This is a genomic window from Leifsonia sp. Y878 (assembly GCF_057669685.1).
In genome coordinates, this window is record NZ_JBYHFS010000005.1 from 89,382 (window position 1) to 106,076 (window position 16,695).

The 16,695-nt window shown below is 64.7% G+C and carries 14 protein-coding genes; 7 read left to right on the plus strand and 7 right to left on the minus strand.

Annotation, left to right across the window (positions count from 1 at the left end):
• Positions 1-14: 14 nt before the first annotated feature.
• Both AC25Y4_RS15560 and AC25Y4_RS15565 read right to left on the minus strand, forming a co-directional pair.
• Entirely contained in the window at positions 15-1,271 is a 1,257-nt protein-coding gene (locus AC25Y4_RS15560) for a sugar ABC transporter substrate-binding protein (RefSeq protein ID WP_488121342.1), read from the minus strand.
• 45 nt (positions 1,272-1,316) lie between these two features.
• Positions 1,317-2,339 carry a LacI family DNA-binding transcriptional regulator gene (locus tag AC25Y4_RS15565; RefSeq protein ID WP_488121343.1) on the minus strand — a complete coding sequence of 341 codons (1,023 nt, stop codon included), beginning with the start codon at positions 2,337-2,339 and terminating at the stop codon, positions 1,317-1,319.
• Positions 2,340-2,696: 357 nt separating this feature from the next.
• Between AC25Y4_RS15565 and AC25Y4_RS15570 the strand changes: the two genes are divergently transcribed.
• The 3 genes from AC25Y4_RS15570 (at position 2,697) to AC25Y4_RS15580 (ending at position 5,697) form a co-directional block, all read left to right on the plus strand.
• Positions 2,697-3,404, plus strand: coding sequence for an alpha/beta hydrolase (locus AC25Y4_RS15570; RefSeq protein ID WP_488121344.1), 708 nt, complete (start codon positions 2,697-2,699; stop codon positions 3,402-3,404).
• A 313-nt stretch (positions 3,405-3,717) separates the two neighbouring features.
• Positions 3,718-5,184: an HNH endonuclease signature motif containing protein gene (locus tag AC25Y4_RS15575; protein WP_488121345.1), complete on the plus strand. Its 1,467-nt coding sequence runs from the start codon at positions 3,718-3,720 to the stop codon at positions 5,182-5,184.
• A gap of 171 nt (positions 5,185-5,355) precedes the next feature.
• Positions 5,356-5,697: a hypothetical protein gene (locus AC25Y4_RS15580; protein WP_488121346.1), complete on the plus strand. Its 342-nt coding sequence runs from the start codon at positions 5,356-5,358 to the stop codon at positions 5,695-5,697.
• Positions 5,698-5,785: 88 nt separating this feature from the next.
• On the opposite strand, the gene AC25Y4_RS15585 is transcribed toward AC25Y4_RS15580, so the two are convergent.
• The 4 genes from AC25Y4_RS15585 to AC25Y4_RS15600 all read right to left on the minus strand — a co-directional run bounded on the left by AC25Y4_RS15585 (position 5,786) and on the right by AC25Y4_RS15600 (position 8,423).
• Positions 5,786-6,328, minus strand: a complete 543-nt coding sequence (locus AC25Y4_RS15585; RefSeq protein ID WP_488121347.1) for a dihydrofolate reductase family protein — start codon at positions 6,326-6,328, stop codon at positions 5,786-5,788.
• Between the two features lie 60 nt (positions 6,329-6,388).
• Positions 6,389-6,886 carry an N-acetyltransferase family protein gene (locus tag AC25Y4_RS15590; RefSeq protein ID WP_488121348.1) on the minus strand — a complete coding sequence of 166 codons (498 nt, stop codon included), beginning with the start codon at positions 6,884-6,886 and terminating at the stop codon, positions 6,389-6,391.
• 137 nt (positions 6,887-7,023) lie between these two features.
• On the minus strand, positions 7,024-7,584 hold the full coding sequence (locus tag AC25Y4_RS15595) for a dihydrofolate reductase family protein (protein ID WP_488121349.1): 561 nt from the start codon (positions 7,582-7,584) through the stop codon (positions 7,024-7,026).
• A 68-nt stretch (positions 7,585-7,652) separates the two neighbouring features.
• Entirely contained in the window at positions 7,653-8,423 is a 771-nt protein-coding gene (locus AC25Y4_RS15600) for a potassium channel family protein (protein ID WP_488121350.1), read from the minus strand.
• Positions 8,424-8,726: 303 nt separating this feature from the next.
• Here AC25Y4_RS15600 and AC25Y4_RS15605 point away from each other — a divergent pair, with 303 nt between their 5' ends.
• The 3 genes from AC25Y4_RS15605 (at position 8,727) to AC25Y4_RS15615 (ending at position 13,101) form a co-directional block, all read left to right on the plus strand.
• On the plus strand, positions 8,727-10,727 hold the full coding sequence (locus AC25Y4_RS15605) for a DUF7507 domain-containing protein (RefSeq protein ID WP_488121351.1): 2,001 nt from the start codon (positions 8,727-8,729) through the stop codon (positions 10,725-10,727).
• A gap of 92 nt (positions 10,728-10,819) precedes the next feature.
• Positions 10,820-11,365 carry a PadR family transcriptional regulator gene (locus AC25Y4_RS15610; RefSeq protein ID WP_488121352.1) on the plus strand — a complete coding sequence of 182 codons (546 nt, stop codon included), beginning with the start codon at positions 10,820-10,822 and terminating at the stop codon, positions 11,363-11,365.
• Positions 11,366-11,403: 38 nt separating this feature from the next.
• On the plus strand, positions 11,404-13,101 hold the full coding sequence (locus tag AC25Y4_RS15615) for an ABC1 kinase family protein (RefSeq protein ID WP_488121353.1): 1,698 nt from the start codon (positions 11,404-11,406) through the stop codon (positions 13,099-13,101).
• Between the two features lie 45 nt (positions 13,102-13,146).
• Here the strand turns inward: AC25Y4_RS15615 and AC25Y4_RS15620 are convergent, their stop codons facing one another.
• Positions 13,147-14,106 (minus strand): LacI family DNA-binding transcriptional regulator, encoded by a 960-nt coding sequence (locus AC25Y4_RS15620; protein ID WP_488121354.1) that lies wholly within the window; start codon positions 14,104-14,106, stop codon positions 13,147-13,149.
• A 124-nt stretch (positions 14,107-14,230) separates the two neighbouring features.
• Here AC25Y4_RS15620 and AC25Y4_RS15625 point away from each other — a divergent pair, with 124 nt between their 5' ends.
• A complete protein-coding gene (locus tag AC25Y4_RS15625; RefSeq protein ID WP_488121355.1) occupies positions 14,231-16,675 on the plus strand; it encodes a glycoside hydrolase family 2 TIM barrel-domain containing protein in 2,445 nt (814 codons plus the stop codon).
• The last annotated feature ends 20 nt before the right edge of the window (positions 16,676-16,695 follow it).

The window sequence follows — 16,695 nt, forward strand, 5'->3', positions numbered from 1 at the left end:
CCCGGAACCTCGGGTCACTTGCCGTCGGTCGCTGCGGATGCGGCTTGCTGAGCTGCGGCCAGCGCGTCCTGCGGCGAGGAAGCCCCGGAGATCGCGCTCTGCACGGCGGTCCAGAGCTGCTCTGAGATCAGCGGGTAGTTGGTGCCCAGGTTGTCGCTGGTGCGTCCCTTCGCGGCCTGCACGGCCGAGACCCAGGTGCCGAGTTCCGGGTGCTCTTCGAGCAGCTGGTCCTGACCCTCGCTGGTCGGCGGGATGTAGTAGGCGAAGGTGTTGGCCGTCTCGACGAAACCTTCCGGCGTCGTCATGCAGTCGATGATCTTCTTCGTCGTCTCATAGCGGGCGGTGTCCTTCTGCACCGGTGCAGTGATGAATTCGCCTCCGGTGGGGGCCGGTGCTACGCCGGAGTCGACTGCCGGCAGCTCGATGACGCCGGTGGGGAAGGACTGCTCGGCGGCGCTGTTGACCTGCCAGGTGCCGTTCTCAGCGAATGCGAAGTCACCGGTGATGAACTCCTCCCAGCTGGTGTTCTGCGAGTTGCCGATCACAGACTGCGGGGCGTAGCCCTTGTTCACCCAGTCGGTCCATAACTGGAGTGCCTGGACGGCCTCTGGCGAGTCGAGCTCGGTGAGGTCGGCGCCGGCGCCCCAGAACCACGGGAGGAACTGGAAGGATCCTTCTTCGGTGTTGATGCCCGCGAAGGTGATGCCCTTGTGTCCGGCCGCCGTCACCTTGGCCAGGGCGTCGGTCAACGAGGCCCAGCTGGTAATTGAGGCAGGGTCGACGCCGGCAGCCGTCAGGATGTCGGTGTTGTAGTACAAGGCGAGGGTGTTCGCCCCGACAGGCACGCCATAGTCCTCATCATCGAGTTCGCCTGCGGCGAGCAGGTTCGCGTCGACTCCTGATGTGTCGAGCCCGAGCTCGTCGGTGGTCGTGAGCATCCCTGTGTCGGCCAACGTGGAGACAGCTGGGTTGTCGAGGAGAATGACGTCGGGGGACGTGCCCTCTTGGGCGGACAGGAGAGCCTGGTTCGTCAGGGACGTCGTGTCGTAAGCAGTGCGCTTGATCGTGACTCCGGCGTCGGTGCCACAGGCTTGCACGCGGTTCGCCCAGTCGGAGCCTTCTTCGTGCTGGGGGTACGGGTCCCACCAGGAGTAGGTGCCGGCGGCGTCGGTTGACGAGGCACCGTTCGAGCCAGAGCAGCCGGCGAGGGTGCCGACGGCGAGTGCTGCGATGGCGACGACGATCGGCGCTCGAAGCTTCTTGGTGATCATGTGTTCCTCCTTGAACATGCCCGGGGTCCCGGGTCTCTTGGTGTGTCAGTGGCGGGTTGGCGGTACCGCAGTACTGCCGCGATCGTCGATCCTGGGTGCGATCAGATCTACGACGGTTGATTCCGCATCTGCAGTGCCTTCGATGCGTGAGACCAGGCTCTCGACCGCGCGGCGACCGAGCTCGTCGGCGGCGCTGTCGATTGCTGAGTATGGAAGCGAGAACGTGCGGGCGAAATCGTCGGAATAGCGGCCGATGACCGAGATGTCGGCCGGTGCGGAGAGACCGCGAGCCTGGAGCACGCTCGGCAGCGCAGCTGCTGCGGCCTCGTTATTCAGGAGCAGGCCGGTCGCGGAGGGATGGGCGTCGAGCAGTGCGGCAAGTTCGCTCCCAATTTGCGGCTGACTCGACGAGGCAAAGTGGTGGTGAAGTTCCACCCCGAGCTCCTCGGCGCGCTGTTGCGCAGCGTTTGCGAGACGCCAGACGTAAGCTCCTCCGCGCTCGAGCACATGTTCAGGTTGCGAGACGAGGATCATGCTTCGGTGGCCAAGACCCTGCAGCGTCTCGACCATAAGACGTCCCGCAGCGACGAAGTCGAGGTCGAACGCGTCGATGCCCGTCGGATCGCCGGGGAGCCCCACCAGGGAGCCAGGCTGGGCGGCATCGCGGAGTATGCCGAGGCGGTCGTCATTTTCGGCGACGTTCAGCAGGATGAAGCCGTCGACCATCCGCGAATCTGAGATGCGCTTCAGCGCGGAGACGCCGTCTTCATCGGTGAGAAGCAATGTGTCGTATCCGCGTTCACGGGCACGGTTGGTGACTCCAAGGATGTACTGAAGCATCGCGGGAGCGAATTCATCCTCAAGAAAGCGAGCAAGCAGGCCGATCACCTTCGTCTGCGAGGTCGCTAGTGCCTTGGCTCCTGCGTTCGGCGTGTAGCCCAAATTGCGAACTGCCTGTTCGACTTTCGCGCGCACTTCCGCGGAGATGGAACGCTTGCCCGATAACGCGTACGACGCGGTGCTCCGCGACACGCCCGCGGCGCGAGCTACATCTCCGATTGTCGCCATGAAGGTCTCCGTTGACTAGTTATCGAACCGGTTCGAATCGAACCGGTTCGACACTAACAGCCTCGTCGCCCCTGCGCAATGACTAACTCGGAGAGCTTTGAGCCGGGCCGCCGATTCGGCGCTCTTTCGGGTGTACACGGCGAGCGACTCATCCGCTCTGGCAAACCTGCCCGTAGCTCGCTGTCCGCTTCGCGAGCGCCATTGCCCCGTGCGAAGTATGAGTTTTTGCTGCCGTGAGCTGAATTTCTCACGTAACTGTCACTGGAGCGATACCGTCAACGTGCGCCATCGTCCCGATCAGAGCGTTCCGCTCAGGCTGAACGAGCGTGCGGTTCACGGAAACGGAAGGAACCCTCAATGGAACTGATCTTCGTCCACGGTGCTTTAGTGCGTGACGGGCAGTGGTGGTGGCAGCGGTCCGCGGAGCTGCTCCGGGAACGCACCGGAATCCAAAGCAGAGCCGTTCTGCTGCCCTCCTGTGGCGAGACCGGGCCCGAGGAGGTTTCCGGCGGCCTGGTTGCTGACGCACTGGCCCTTCGCCGCGCACTCGACGATGTCGACTCCGCGATCGTCGTTGGTCACTCCTACGGCGGCACCGTCATCGCCGAAGCAGGCCAGCATCCCGCGGTTGCGCACCTGCTCTACGTATCGTCGTATTTGCCCGACATCGGACAGTCTCAGGGCGCGCTCATGAGCGGTGAGAGCGACCCGGTGTCCATTGGCGACAATGGGGACGGCACGCTGAGCGTGTCTGGCTACGACGAAACCTCGTTCGGCGCTCGATTCCTTCAGGACGCCGACGAACAGACCCAGCGCCAGGCGTGGGAGCGGGTGACGGCACAGGCCGCCGGGGCCTTCATGACCCCGACGAGTGCTGCCGGCTGGGAGGGGATCGATTCCACGTACATCATCTGCGGGCAGGATCGCAGCACGTCGGTGGAGTTGCAACGCTTCCACGCGAACCGGGCGACACGCTCTGTCGAGCTTTCAGTCGGGCACCATCCGTTCGTTTCTCGTCCCGACCTGGTCGTCGAACAGCTGCAGGCGTTGTTGCAGCACGGGTGAGTCATGCGGTGTGGCTGTCTCATCCGCTGCACTAAGGGTCCTAGCGTCTGAGCAGCATTCGTGATGGTTGGGATGGCGTCGCTCTCATTCGGCATCTCGTGGACACTCTGCACTGGGAACGAATAGTCTGCTCAATTCGAAGGGCTTTCCAACGGATGCCGCGAGCGGTTGAGCAGCGACATTGGTGCCGGAGATTGCCCGACTTCGCGAGCGAGGCGACCGCGTGCTTACTTGCTAAGCCGAAATTCGAACAAATTCGCGCATGTTATGAGAAAAGCTCGCCATTCCTATCGAACAGTTGTACTATTGAGTTATGCTCACAGATGAGGAATCCCGCACCACGATTGGCATTCTGCAGGCGTTTCCCGATGAGTTCACGGCGACCGAACCCTGTGCCAAGGTCCGTGGTGCGAGCGATGAGGAGCTGCTGCAGTTTGCCGTGGCCGGCGAGCGGGTTGTCCGGTGCGGGGAAGCGTTCCAGGTTGCGGTCGCTGCGGAGATTGAGGAGCGGTCGCGGAAGACGCTGGAGGTCTCTGAGCGGCTCTCGTCCAAGCGCGGATGCCGCAGCGGCACCGAACTGCTGGAACGGCTCACAGGCGTGTCAGCGAAGACCATCGCCAAGCGCATCCGGTTGGGTGACCACGTCCGCACCCAGTACGGGTTGGACGGGGCGGCGTTCCCAGCGAAGTTCCCGGCCGTGGCGGTCGGGCTAGCCAGCGGGCTGCTCGGCCGGGACAGCGCCGAAGTGATCATTGCGGCACTCAGCCCGTTGCGCGGTCGGATCCCTGTCGATCAGATCCAGCTTGCCGAGGAAGCCTTGGTCGCTGCGGCGACGGGGCAACCGATCGGGCCGGACGACGAGCCCACGATCCCGGTGGCTGCCGACGAGACGTTGCTGCAGGCGCAGGTGTGGAAGGCGTTCATCGACCCGGATGGTCTGGAGCCCGATGAGAAGCGGGCGATGTTGAACCGCGGGTTCCGGCTCGGGACCGAGCGTGATGGTCTCATCCCCGTGTCGGGTGCGTTGATGCCGGAGACGGCCGCGAAGTTCCAGCGCCTGATGGATGCGTATATGTCGCCTCGGACTGCGCAGGTGAAGTTTCTGACCGCGGAGGAGCAGGAGCAAGAGATCGACCGGGACGTGCTCGAGCGTGACGACCGTACGAATGACCAACTACGGCACGACCTGTTCACGATGGTCGTTGACACCGCCGCGCGAAGCGCCGAAGCACCCTCGATCGGCGGGGCCGCCCCGACCGTCCTAGTGAGTGTCCGGCAGGAAGACCTCCTGGCCGGCACGGGCGCCGGCCACATTGATGGGCAAGTGGCGCCCGTTTCAATGCTGACGGTGGAGCAGATGGCGTGTGCCGGGGGAGTGCAACCGGTGACGATCAATGCGAAGGGCAAGATCATTGAACTTGGGGTCACCGACCGGTGCTTCTCCGGCCAGCAGCGCCGTGCAATCACACTTCGTGACGGCGGGTGCATCATCCCCGGTTGCCAGAGCCCGGCGGCGTGGGCCGAGATCCACCACGTGATCCCGGCTGCGCTCGGTGGGCCGACCGAGGTGAGTAACGGCGTGACCCTGTGTTGGTTCCATCACCGCACGATTCACCGGTCGGGGTGGCAGATCCGGATGGTCGACGGGGTGCCTCAGGTGAAAGCCCCGATCTGGATGGACGGACACCAACGGTGGCATGTGGCAACGAAGTCCCCGACCCGGATGGCAGACCAACTCGCCAATAGACGCGATCAACGCGACCATCCGCGAACCGGCTGAACCGAACCGGCTGAACCGAACCGGCTGAACCGAACCGGCTGAACCGAACCGAACCGGCTGAACCGAACCGACTGAATCGGTGAACCGGCTGAACCGGAGCGGCCAAGCGATACCGGCTGAGTTGAACTGGTGCTCCCCGCGTGGATTCAGCGGGTCAGTTAGCATGGCCGCATGGGGGAGACACAAATCGGGCAGGGCAGCGGTGCCAGCGCAGGCCGCTCGCGGTGGATAAGCATATTCATGGTGGTTCTCGGCAGTGTGGCGGCCGTCATCGGAGTGGTACTTCTTCTCGTGCCCAGCGGACAAGCGAGCTTCGGCTGGTTCGCCTACTCGCCGCTCAGCGACACGACCTTCGTTCCGTCGGGCGAGCTGTTGACGTCCCAGCGTCAGATCGGGATCGTGTTGCTCGCTGTCGGGGTGGCATCGCTCTCATTCGGCGGCGGATGGATGTTCGGGCGACGCCACGCTGCAGGCCAGCAACGATTGCCCGGCCAAGGCAGTCCGGACGCCTGAGACCACTCCCGGCTTCGCCCGGAAGAGCAACCACCCCTCGACTGTGCCCACAGTCGACTCCCGCGACGGGCTCGGTTAGGCGGGACGCCTACTCGATGACGCGGTAGTCCAGAATCAGGTAGCCAGACGGTGAGATCACGCTTCGGATCGGGGCGAGACGAATCGGCGGCACCCCAACCAGGAGTTTCCGCCCGACGCCCGCGATTGTCGGCGCGATCACGAGCCTGAGTTCGTCGACCAGGCCGGCTGCCAGCAGCGTCTGCGCGACCGAGATACTGCCGTGCACGCCGATATCGCCGCCGGGCTGGCTCTTCAGGTCGCGCACGAAGCCGACCAGCTCACCGTCGATCGGCGTCGCATTGGCCCACTCTGGGTGGAGGGGAGCGGATGTCGCCACGTACTTCGGGACCGCGTTGATGAACGTCGCGAACGGCTCGATCTCGCTGCCAGGCCAGAACCCCACCCATTCGTCATAGCTGTGCCGGCCGAGGATGACGGCATCTTGCGTGGCAATCCAAGCGGCGCCGGCGGCATCCGCTTCGTCGTCCCATTCGGTGAAGAAGACATTGGGGGCCTCGGCGACGCCATCGAGGGACAGCAGCTCGCACACGACGACTTTTCTGGCGCTCATGGCCCCATCGTGCCCGGGGAACGTGCAAAGACAAGGGACAGACTGCGCGGAGAGGTTGCTCTACTCCGTGAGGCGGGTCATGCGGATCTCGCGCACACCGTCGTCAACTTTCACCGTTCCGTCGGGGGAGAAGCCGTTCTTTCGATAGAAGGCCTGCGCCCGAGGATTCGGATCACCGACCCACAGTGCCGCGTCCTCGTCTTCGTGGATGACGGCATCCAACAATTCCCTGCCAGCACCGCTGCCATGGTGCTCGTTGAGCACGTATAACACGTGTAGCTGCTTCGACCAGGGCTCGTGATCGACGGGGCCAGACATCGCGATTCCGATCAGCGATCCGTTGTGCTCGGCCACGGCGATTCGATTCGCCGCCCACCGCTCGTCTGTCAGCGCACCGGTCCAGAATCGGCTGCGATTCGGTTGAATCACCGGGTCGTCCAGAACGGCATCCGTCATCAGATTGTCACGGTAGGTCTCTCGCCACGACTGGACATGAACTTCGGCCATCGCCTTGGCATCTGCTGGCTGCGCAGGACGGACGGAAAACTCGACACTCATGCCACCAAGTTTAGGGAACGCAGGGAACGTGGGCGGCACTGTCGCGAGCTGCCTGCCTGCCTCGAGAGCTGCTGGCTGCGGCTCATGGCAGCGGATATGACGTGGACGTTGGCCTCATTCAGGCGCGGGCGGCGGTATCAGTCCGACTCGTCGCGGGCGCGTTCGTAGCGTTCGAAGATCACGGGCCCGAACGTTCTGGTCTCGACCAGGTCGAGTCGAAGATCTGTGGTGACCGGCGGCAGGAAGGGCATGCCGCCGCCAACGACGATCGGGTGGCGGAACATGCGCAGATCGTCGATGAGCCCGAGCTCGATCGCTTGCGCGGCCAGGTTTGCGCCGCCAACCGAGACGTCCTTGTCGGTCGCATTGAGCGCCGCAGCAACTTCCTCGGCCAGAGGCGCCGTGGCGAGCCGAGCGTTGCCCTGGACGCTGTCGAGCGTGCGGCTGAAGACAACCTTCGGCAGAGCGCACCATGCGTCGGCGAACGCGGCGTGGAGTTCGGTGTCGCGCAGCGACGGATCCGTTTCCCATACCAGCATGGCCTCGTACAGCCGGCGGCCACACAGATAGCTGCCGAGTTCGCGGGTCTGCGCGAGGTGGAACCGAAACTGCTCCTCGCTCGGTTCTGTCCAGCTGAATGCGCCGTCGCGGTCGGTGATGAAGCCGTCCACAGAGACGTGCATTGAGAAGATCAGCATGGCGTCACGCTACAGCGTCGATCAGGATCGTGACAATGTCCCCAGCTGCACGGACGCTGACTCGGCCATCACGCCTCCCGATCGGGCTCAACCGGTGGATGCGCTGGGCGATTCGACTCTCCAGTGATCGGTTGGTCAGTGGCGGGGGGATCAGCGGCGAGCTGTTCGGTCTCGTACGCGTGTTGCTCGTGCGCGTGCTTGATGCGCTCGTTCAGCAACGACACGATGGTGGCGCTGGCCGTGCCGATGATTGCAACACCGCCGGCCATCAACACGACCGCCAGCATCCTGCCGACCACGGTGACGGGAGCAAAGTCACCGTAACCGACTGTTGCCACGGTGACGAATGCCCACCAGATAGCCTCACCGAAGGTGCGGATTGTCGCGTTGGGGGCACCGCGCTCAGCCGCGAGCACACCGAGCGAGATTACGTAGACGAACAGCGCCGTGTACGCCAGGGCCGTGACCACCACCCGTGAGCGGATCGAGTCGCCGCTCGCATTACTGAACCAGCGGATGCGCGGCAGATATTGCAGCAGCTGGAACGGCCGCACCCACGGAATCACCACCGAAACAGTGTCCACAGAGTGTTTCCGCATGAACTCGAACCGGTGGCCGTGCGGGGTGAGCCATATCCGCACGACGAAGTCAATGATGTACGCCGCCCACACGACGCCGAGCGCAATTGTCACGATTACGCGCCACACCATACCCAGCTGGGGCGCGAGGATGAGCAGGGAATAGCCGAACAGGAAGAACGCCGAACTGATCAGCAAGGGAGTCTGGGTCTTGTTCTCCCACTGTTGCCGTCGCGACGCATCCTCAGCGTTGGGTGCCACAACATCACCTCCAAACGGTGATCTGCGCTCTCGGCCGCTCGCCGCGAAATCGTCAGTCTGGATCATGCCCGGCATCGGCCGGCACCTCAGCGCAGACAACTCAGCGCGACAACTCAGCGCAGAGCCGTGCTGGCCTTCTTCAACGCCATCGTCAGCTTTATCCTGCCGACCTGTGTTGGCAACACGTCTGCGCCGAAGCATTCGACATCGTGATCGACGAGTCGTGTTACGGGCCCATCGTGCTGGCGCGGCAATGTAGCCCGCAGGGTGTCCGTTACTCATGCATGCGCATACCATGTGCGCATGACGCGAAGTCATGAGGGTCGGGGTGCTGGGGCGTGGCGCGCGAGCGTCGTGGCCGGGACGCTGCTCCTGTTCGCCGCAATCGCTCTCGGCGGTGCGTCCATCGCCAATGCCCAGGCTACCGGTCCGATACTCGTCGATGAGGACTTCACCGGCTCAACCGTGATTGCCGACTTCGAAGGATATGGCAGCGCCTGTCTGACCGGCGCACCGGCTGTGGCGTCCCTCCCTGTGGGCGCCCACGCACTCACCGGATGCTCCAACACACCGGTCGGCCCCGTACCACCGGCCGGGGGAGCACCCGACGGCTTCCTGCAACTTACCGACGCGTCCACCGATCAGTCTGGAGCCGTCCTCTACGCGCAACCATTGCCAGCGACCAGCGGGATGGAGATCAGCTTCGAGCAGTGGCAGTACGGCGGCACCCAGACTCCCGCGCCGGCTGACGGCATATCTTTCTTCCTTGTTGACGGAGCAACAACCCTGGATGCGCCTGGCGCATTCGGTGGCAGCCTCGGGTACGCGCAGAAACTCCCCGACAACAACCCGGCCAACACCTTGATCCCTGGCGTGAACGGCGGCTACCTCGGCATCGGACTCGACGTTCTCGGCAACTACTTCGGCGATTGGGAGCAACGCGGCGCCGGTTGCCCCACGACCTCTCCAGCGGGGACGGTGTTTCGGATCCCCGGCCCAGGGGCGAACATGGTCACCGTCAGAGGACCGGGTGACGGGGTAACCGGGTACTGCTTCCTCGATGCGACGACCTCGAACTTCACGACGACCAGTCCGTGGCCGTCAACACTCCCCGGGCAATTGCACGGCACGTTGACCGCGTTCCCGCCTGGGACCGATGCTGCCGGTGCCGCCGCGCTGTTGCAGCCGTCCAAACGGACGGTGACCATCGTCATTACGCCGGTTCCCGATCCGCAGGTGACCGTCTCCATCGACTTCGGAACCGGGTCTCAGGAGGTCCTCACCTTCCCCGCACCGCAACCGGTGCCCGCCACCTACAAGTTCGGCTTCGCGGCATCCACTGGGGGGTTCACCGACGTGCACCTCATCCGCACTGTCCGCGTCCAGGCTCTCGACCCGCTGCCGCAGCTGGATCTCATCAAGCAGGTGGACGCATCCGCTCTGCCTCCGGAGCCGATCCTTGCGGGGCAGACCATCCCGTACCAGTTTGTCGTCACCAATAGCGGTGGGTCTGCACTGATGGATGTCGCTGTCACCGACCCCTTGGTTCCCGTGATCGCATGCCCGTCTCCCGATCTGATCATTGGGCAGACGATCACGTGCGTTGGCGACTATGTGGTCACCGCAGCCGACGTCGTACGCGGGTACGTCCCGAACACGGCAATCGCGGAAGGCACGGGGCCAGCGGGAGTCATCGCCTCGCCGCCATCGTCGGTTGATGTGCCGCTGGGAGGCACCATCACTCTGGCGTTGCAGAAGAACGTCGACTCCACAGTCACCTACAACGTCGGCGAGAGCGTGGCTTACGAATATGTGGTCACCAACACCGGCTCTACCGCCATTACCGGCATTGACGTACGAGACGACCATCTCACCGGCATCACCTGCGACAGCGATACGCTCCCAGCCTCTGGAACGCCCGGAAACAGCACTGTCTGCCGCGGCAACTACGTGGTGACCGACAGCGACGCGACAGCGGGAACGGTGACGAACATCGCCGTCGCTTCCGGCAACGGTGGCTCCGTCGAATCGCCGCCAGCGGATGCCACGATCACGGTGGCAGCAACGACCCCGACTCCGACCCCGACGCCGAGTCCGACTCCGCCGGCAACCCCGACGGCGGCACCCGCCCCGACTTCGTCAGTAGGACCCGCAGCGCCGGCGGGGTCGACCGGGTCAGGCAGGCTGCCCGCCACGGGTGCTGACAGCAGCGGCGCGTTGCGCGTGGGGAGCCTCTTCGTGCTCGCGGGGTTCGGGTTCGTTCTTACCGCGAGACGGCCACGGAGCGCCCGCAAGCCCGACTAGCAGCGACGCGCGAGAATGTGGAGTGCCCCTATCGCACCGTCACATCGCGACATATCGTTAAGTATCGTTCGCGGTTCACGGAGGAGGTCATCATGGGTAATTCGTTCCCGACCGGCGCGTTTGGAGCCGGCAATCCTCGGGAGGGCGTGTGGCAGATGATGGAGCAGCTGCGCTCAACATTCGAGAAGCGCGCGGGCTCCCGCATGGGCCGCGGTGATGTGCGCGCGGCGGTGCTCGCGCTGCTCGCCGAGCAGCCGATGCATGGCTACCAGATCATTCGCGAGATCGAGGAGCGAAGCGGCGGCAGCTGGAAGCCCAGCGCCGGTTCGGTCTATCCGACACTGCAGCTCCTGGCTGACGAGGGGCTCATCAAAGCGGAGGAGTCGAACGGTCGCAAGACGTACGCACTGACCGAGGCAGGCCGCGAAGAGGCCTCTGCGACCGGCGCGTCGGCGCCGTGGGAGACCGCGGGAGCGGATGGCGCCCCCGAGTTCACCGCGCTGCCGAAAGCGGGTATTGAGCTCGCCCAGGCGGCGGCGCAGGTGAATCGAACCGGATCTCCGCAACAGATTCGAGAGGCTGTGACGGTGCTCGACGAAGCGCGTCGTCGGCTCTACTCAATCCTCGCTCAGGAGTGACGCGGGTGGTGTCGGGTCGTCGAGGCCCCGGGGAATCGATGCCCGGCGCTGGAGACACCCGCGCCCGCTACCGCCGCATCCTGCGGTTCGCCGGATGGAATCTGGCGCAGACGTGGTGGTACGAGCTGTTCCTTCCGCGCATCGGACTCGCGAAGATCGCGGAGCGCACCAGAGACAAACGGATGCTGCGCTTCGCCCAGCGCTTCCACCTGCTCGCGGTCGACCTCGGCGGGCTGATGATCAAGGTCGGCCAGTTCCTGTCGTCGCGGCTCGACATCCTGCCGCCCGTGATCACGAGCGAGCTCGAGGGGCTGCAGGACGAGGTGCCGCCGGTGCCGTTCCCGGCCATCCGCGCGCTCGCCGAGGTGGAGTTGGGCGTGCCGTTCGAGCGCGCGTTCACCACGGTCGACGAGATACCGGTGGCTGCGGCATCCCTCGGCCAGGCTCACCGCGCCCGGCTTGGCCCCGTCGATGCAGCTGAGACGGGCTTGGATGGAGTGGTGATCAAGGTGCAGCGACCGGGCATCGATGAGATCGTCGACGTCGATCTCGCGGCATTGCGCAAGGTGGGCGGGTGGCTCAGTCATGTGCGGCTGGTATCCGACCGTGTCGACATGCCAGCGCTGGTTGAGGAGTTCGCGCTGACGAGTCTCGAGGAGATTGACTACCTGCACGAGGCGATAAGTTCCGAGCGCTTCGCGGCAGATTTCGCCGGTGACGACCGCGTGGCGGTGCCCGCCGTGGTCTGGGAGCGCACGACTCGGCGCGTACTCACCCTCGAAGACGTGACGGCCATCAAGATCACCGATGGCGCGGCCCTCCGCGCTGCGGGTATCGATCCGACCGAAGTGGCTCCGGTGTTCGCATCCGTCATGTTCGACCAGCTGTTCACCAACGGCTTCTTCCACGCCGACCCGCATCCCGGCAACATCTTCGTCACCCCGGTGAGCCCTGTCGCCCCGGCCGCCGGCGAGTCCGGCGGGCGGCCGTGGAAGCTGACGTTCATCGACTTCGGCATGATGGGCGAAGTGTCCACCGGCACACGCACGGGCCTCCGAAAACTGCTCATTGCAGCTGCCTCACGCGACGGCAAAGGCCTGGTGGATGCCATCCGTGACGTCGGCGTGCTACTGCCTTCCGCCGAGACGACAGAGCTCGAACGAGCGATGATTCAGCTCTTCGCCCGGTTTGGCGGCATGGGCTTCGCCGAGCTGCGCGACGTTGACCCGCGCGAGTTCCGCGACTTCGCCGAGCAGTTCGGCGAGGTGGTCCGCTCGCTACCGTTCCAGCTCCCAGAGAATTTCCTGCTCATCATCCGGGCGATGTCGCTGACCTCAGGGGTCTGCAGCGCTCTCGATCCCCAGTTCAATCTCTGGGACTCGATCGAGCCGTACGCGGCGCAGCTCCTGCGCGACGAGCGGGGGAACGTCGTGACGGATGTCGCACAACAGGCGCTTGAGATCGCCGGCGTTGCGTGGCGCCTCCCGAAGCGGCTCGACGCGCTCGTCACCCGGATCGAGGACGGCACCGTTGCGGTAACGAACCCACGCCTTGAGCGCCGCGTCGCACGACTGGAGCGCATCGCGCGACGCTTGGTGGCGGCCGTGCTGTTCGGCGCACTGCTCGTCAGTGGTGCTGTGCTTCGTGCCGACGATGTGGTGCTCGGCACGGTGCTGATGATCGGGTCGATCCTTCCACTGCTGGTTGTGCTGTTCGCGGGGCGCCGCGACGGCTGAGCACGGTGACGGCTGATCACGGCGACGGTGTATTGGCAGTTAGGGCTAGGTGGTCTTCCGCTGCACGAGCGCGAAATGCGCGTCGGCATGCTGTCGGCCAGGCACGGATTCCCCGATGCCGATCAAGGCCGCAGTTATGAGGTTGTAGGCCGCGGCCTTCAAGTCGTAGCCAACGGTCGAGAGCGGTGGGATCGTCACGGCTGAGAGGGGAGTGTTGTCCATGCCGATGATGCCCAGATCACCGGGGACCGTCCAGCCGCGAGTGGTCGCCGCAGACAGCAGAGTGGTGGCAACGTCGTCGTTGTAGCAGACGACCCCGATGCCGGGCAGGGCCAGGTGGTCAACCGCATCGAGGGCGTCGTTCAGGTCTATGCCGAGACGAATGATCGTGGGCTCCGGGAGGCCGCTATCCGCAGAGGCACGCCGCACGCCCTCTTCCCTGCTCTCGCCGAAGGGGTCTTGCCTGGCATCCTGCAGGTGGGCAAAAGCCAAACGGGTGTATCCGCGGTCGATGAGGTGATGCGCCTGCAGGGCGCCGATCTGAACGTTGGGGTCGTCACGTTGGCCAGACGATGTAGGGTCAAACGCTTTCACGCCGCGGCTGATGAGCAGGTCACGTTCCGCGGGGGAGAAAGGGGTGAGTGAGATCACTGCCCTGGGCTTCATGCCGGTGATCACGCGATCCAGGGGCGCGGTCGTATCCGTTGACAGGTGCAACAGCAGAGTGAGCCCGCGCGACGCGAGTTCTTCGGTGGCGGCCTGGAAGATGTCCTGCAGATTGCCGCCGAATGTGGTGTTCGGGATCACCGCGATCACGATGTCGCTTGAGCCCTTGGCCAGCGTCCGGGCTGCGGCCGACGGCTGGTACTCGAGCTGGGCGGCGGCCTGCGTGACGCGTTCCCTGGTCTCGCTGGCGAAGCGCTCGCCGCGGCCATTGAGAATCTGGCTCACGGTGGCGCGCGAGACGCCGGCAAGCCTGGCCACATCTTCGCTGGTCGCGATCATTGGTCCAGCATATAGCGATCGTTGACGAACAGTTGACGCGCGTTACTAAATGTGGTTACCTACCCAAGTAACGCGCGATACCAGCTCGCGGAATCCTCACAATGACGTACAGGAGCTCGACCGAATGACCCGCGATATCTTCAACACCGGCTGGAGCTTCCGGCCCAAGGTGACCGCTTTCATGGAACTGGCCGGCTCGACCGCGTCGGCCTGGCGCGATGTGGTTCTGCCGCACGATGCCCTGATCGGGACCGAACGTCGAGCGGATGTCGCCAGAGGCGAGACCAGCGGGTACTTCGTGGGCGGAGCATTCGAGTACAAGAAGACATTCCATGCAGGCGAGGAGCTGCGCGGCAGGCAGGTGCTGCTTGAGTTCGATGGCGTCTACCGCGATGCGGCCATCTTCGTGAACGGCAACCTGGCCGGGCAGCGTGCATTCGGATACTCACGCTTCTTCGTTCAGATCGACCCCTATCTGCAGTTCGGTGCCGACAACGAGATCCGCGTTGAGTGCCGCACGCACCTCGACAGCCGTTGGTATGCCGGTGCCGGCATCTACCGTGACGTGCACCTCATCGTGAAGAACCCCATACACATCGCGACTGACGGCGTGATGGTGACAACCCCCGACATTGAGACGGACCGCGCCGTCGTCGAGGTCGCCGTCGAGGTCGAGAACTCAAGTGCCGAGACCTCAACGCTCGTGCTCGCCGCGACGGTGCGCGGAGCGGATGCCACAGCAGTGGCCAGCGCGACCTCGCCCATCACACTCCTCCCGCACACCCGCGGCACCGTTCGCTTGCGCAGCTACGTCGAAGGCCCCGTCCTCTGGAGCGTCGAGACCCCGTACCTGTACTCGGTAGACCTGGAACTCCGGGCCGGCGACGCGGTGGTCGACGAGCAGTCGGTCGCGTTCGGCATCCGCTCACTGCAATTGGATCCGCAGAAGGGCCTCCGTATCAACGGTGAGGTCGTCAAACTGCGGGGAGCGTGCATCCACTCCGACAACGGTCCGCTGGGCGCTGTCTCGATGCGTGCGGCAGAGGAGCGCAGAGTCGCCATTCTCAAAGAGGCGGGCTTCAATGCGATCCGCAGCGCGCACAACCCGATGAGCGCGGCGCTGCTTGACGCCTGCGACAGGCTCGGGATGCTCGTGATGGACGAGACCTTCGACATGTGGACGTCGAGCAAGAGCGACTTCGACTACGCCTTCGATTTTCCAGAGTGGTGGGAACGCGACGTTGAGGCGATGGTCGCCCGCGACATCAACCACCCGAGCGTGATCTTCTACTCGATCGGCAACGAGATCCCGGAGACGGGCAGCCCGATCGGCTCGACCTGGGGCCGCAAGCTTGCCGAGAAGGTGCGTTCCCTTGACCCGACTCGCTACGTCACGAACGGCATCAACGGGTTCGTCTCGATGCTCGACACGATCATCCCGCAGATGCAGGCGAGGCGGGATACCGCGGCCGCTGCCCCCGAGGGTGGGGTCAACACGATGATGGCCGGCTTCGGCCAGATGATGAGCCACATCCAGACCTCGCAGGCGGCCAGCGAGCGCACCGAGGAATCGTACGCCGTGCTCGACGTCGCCGGAATGAACTACGCGGACGCGCGCTACGAGCTCGACCGCGACCTCTTCCCAGAGCGCATCATCGTGGGCACAGAGACCTGGCCGACGTCGATCGTGGGCAACTGGGCGCTGGTCGAGGCCAACGGACACGTCATCGGTGACTTCACCTGGACCGGCTGGGACTACCTCGGCGAGACCGGCATCGGGGCCACCCGCTACGTCGATCAGGCGACCGACGGAGCTTCATCGTTCTCCGGGGGATTCCCTGAGCTCACCGCGTGGTGTGGCGACATCGACATCATCGGTCATCGCCGTCCCGTCTCCTACTTTCGGGAGATCGTCTTCGGCCTACGTTCGGACCCGTACATTGCGGTGAACCCGCCGGCCAACCACGGTCGGCAGATCGCCGTCTCCACGCCGTGGGCCTGGGGCGACGCGACGCCGAGCTGGAGTTGGACCGGCTTCGAGGGCCACCCGGTCACGGTCGACGTCTACAGCGACGCCGACGAAGTCGAGCTGCTGCAGGGCGGCGTCTCGCTGGGTCGCAAGGCCATCGAGGGTTTCCGAGTGGCATTCGACACGGTCTATGCGCCGGGCGAGCTGACGGCCGTCGGCTATGTAGCGGATGCCGAGACGGGACGCATCCGTATTCAGAGCGCCGCGGCATCCGTTGCACTGCAGGCGTCTGTCGCGCGCACCCAGCTTCGCCTCGATGGCACCGACCTCGGCTTCATCGAGCTCTGCCTCACCGACGGAGCGGATGTGGTGCGAAGCGATGTCGATCGGCTCGTCACCATCACGGTCGAAGGGCCAGCCACGCTGGCTGCGTTCGGCAGTGGAAACCCGGTCACCACCGAGAGCTTCACCGCCGCATCGCACACCACATTCAACGGTCGGGTGCTCGCCATTGTGCGCCCGACCGGAGCAGGTGACATCACGGTGACGGCAGTCGCCGACGGATGCCCGCCCGCAATCACCACCCTCAGCGCCCGCTGAGGCAGCACACACCAGCACAC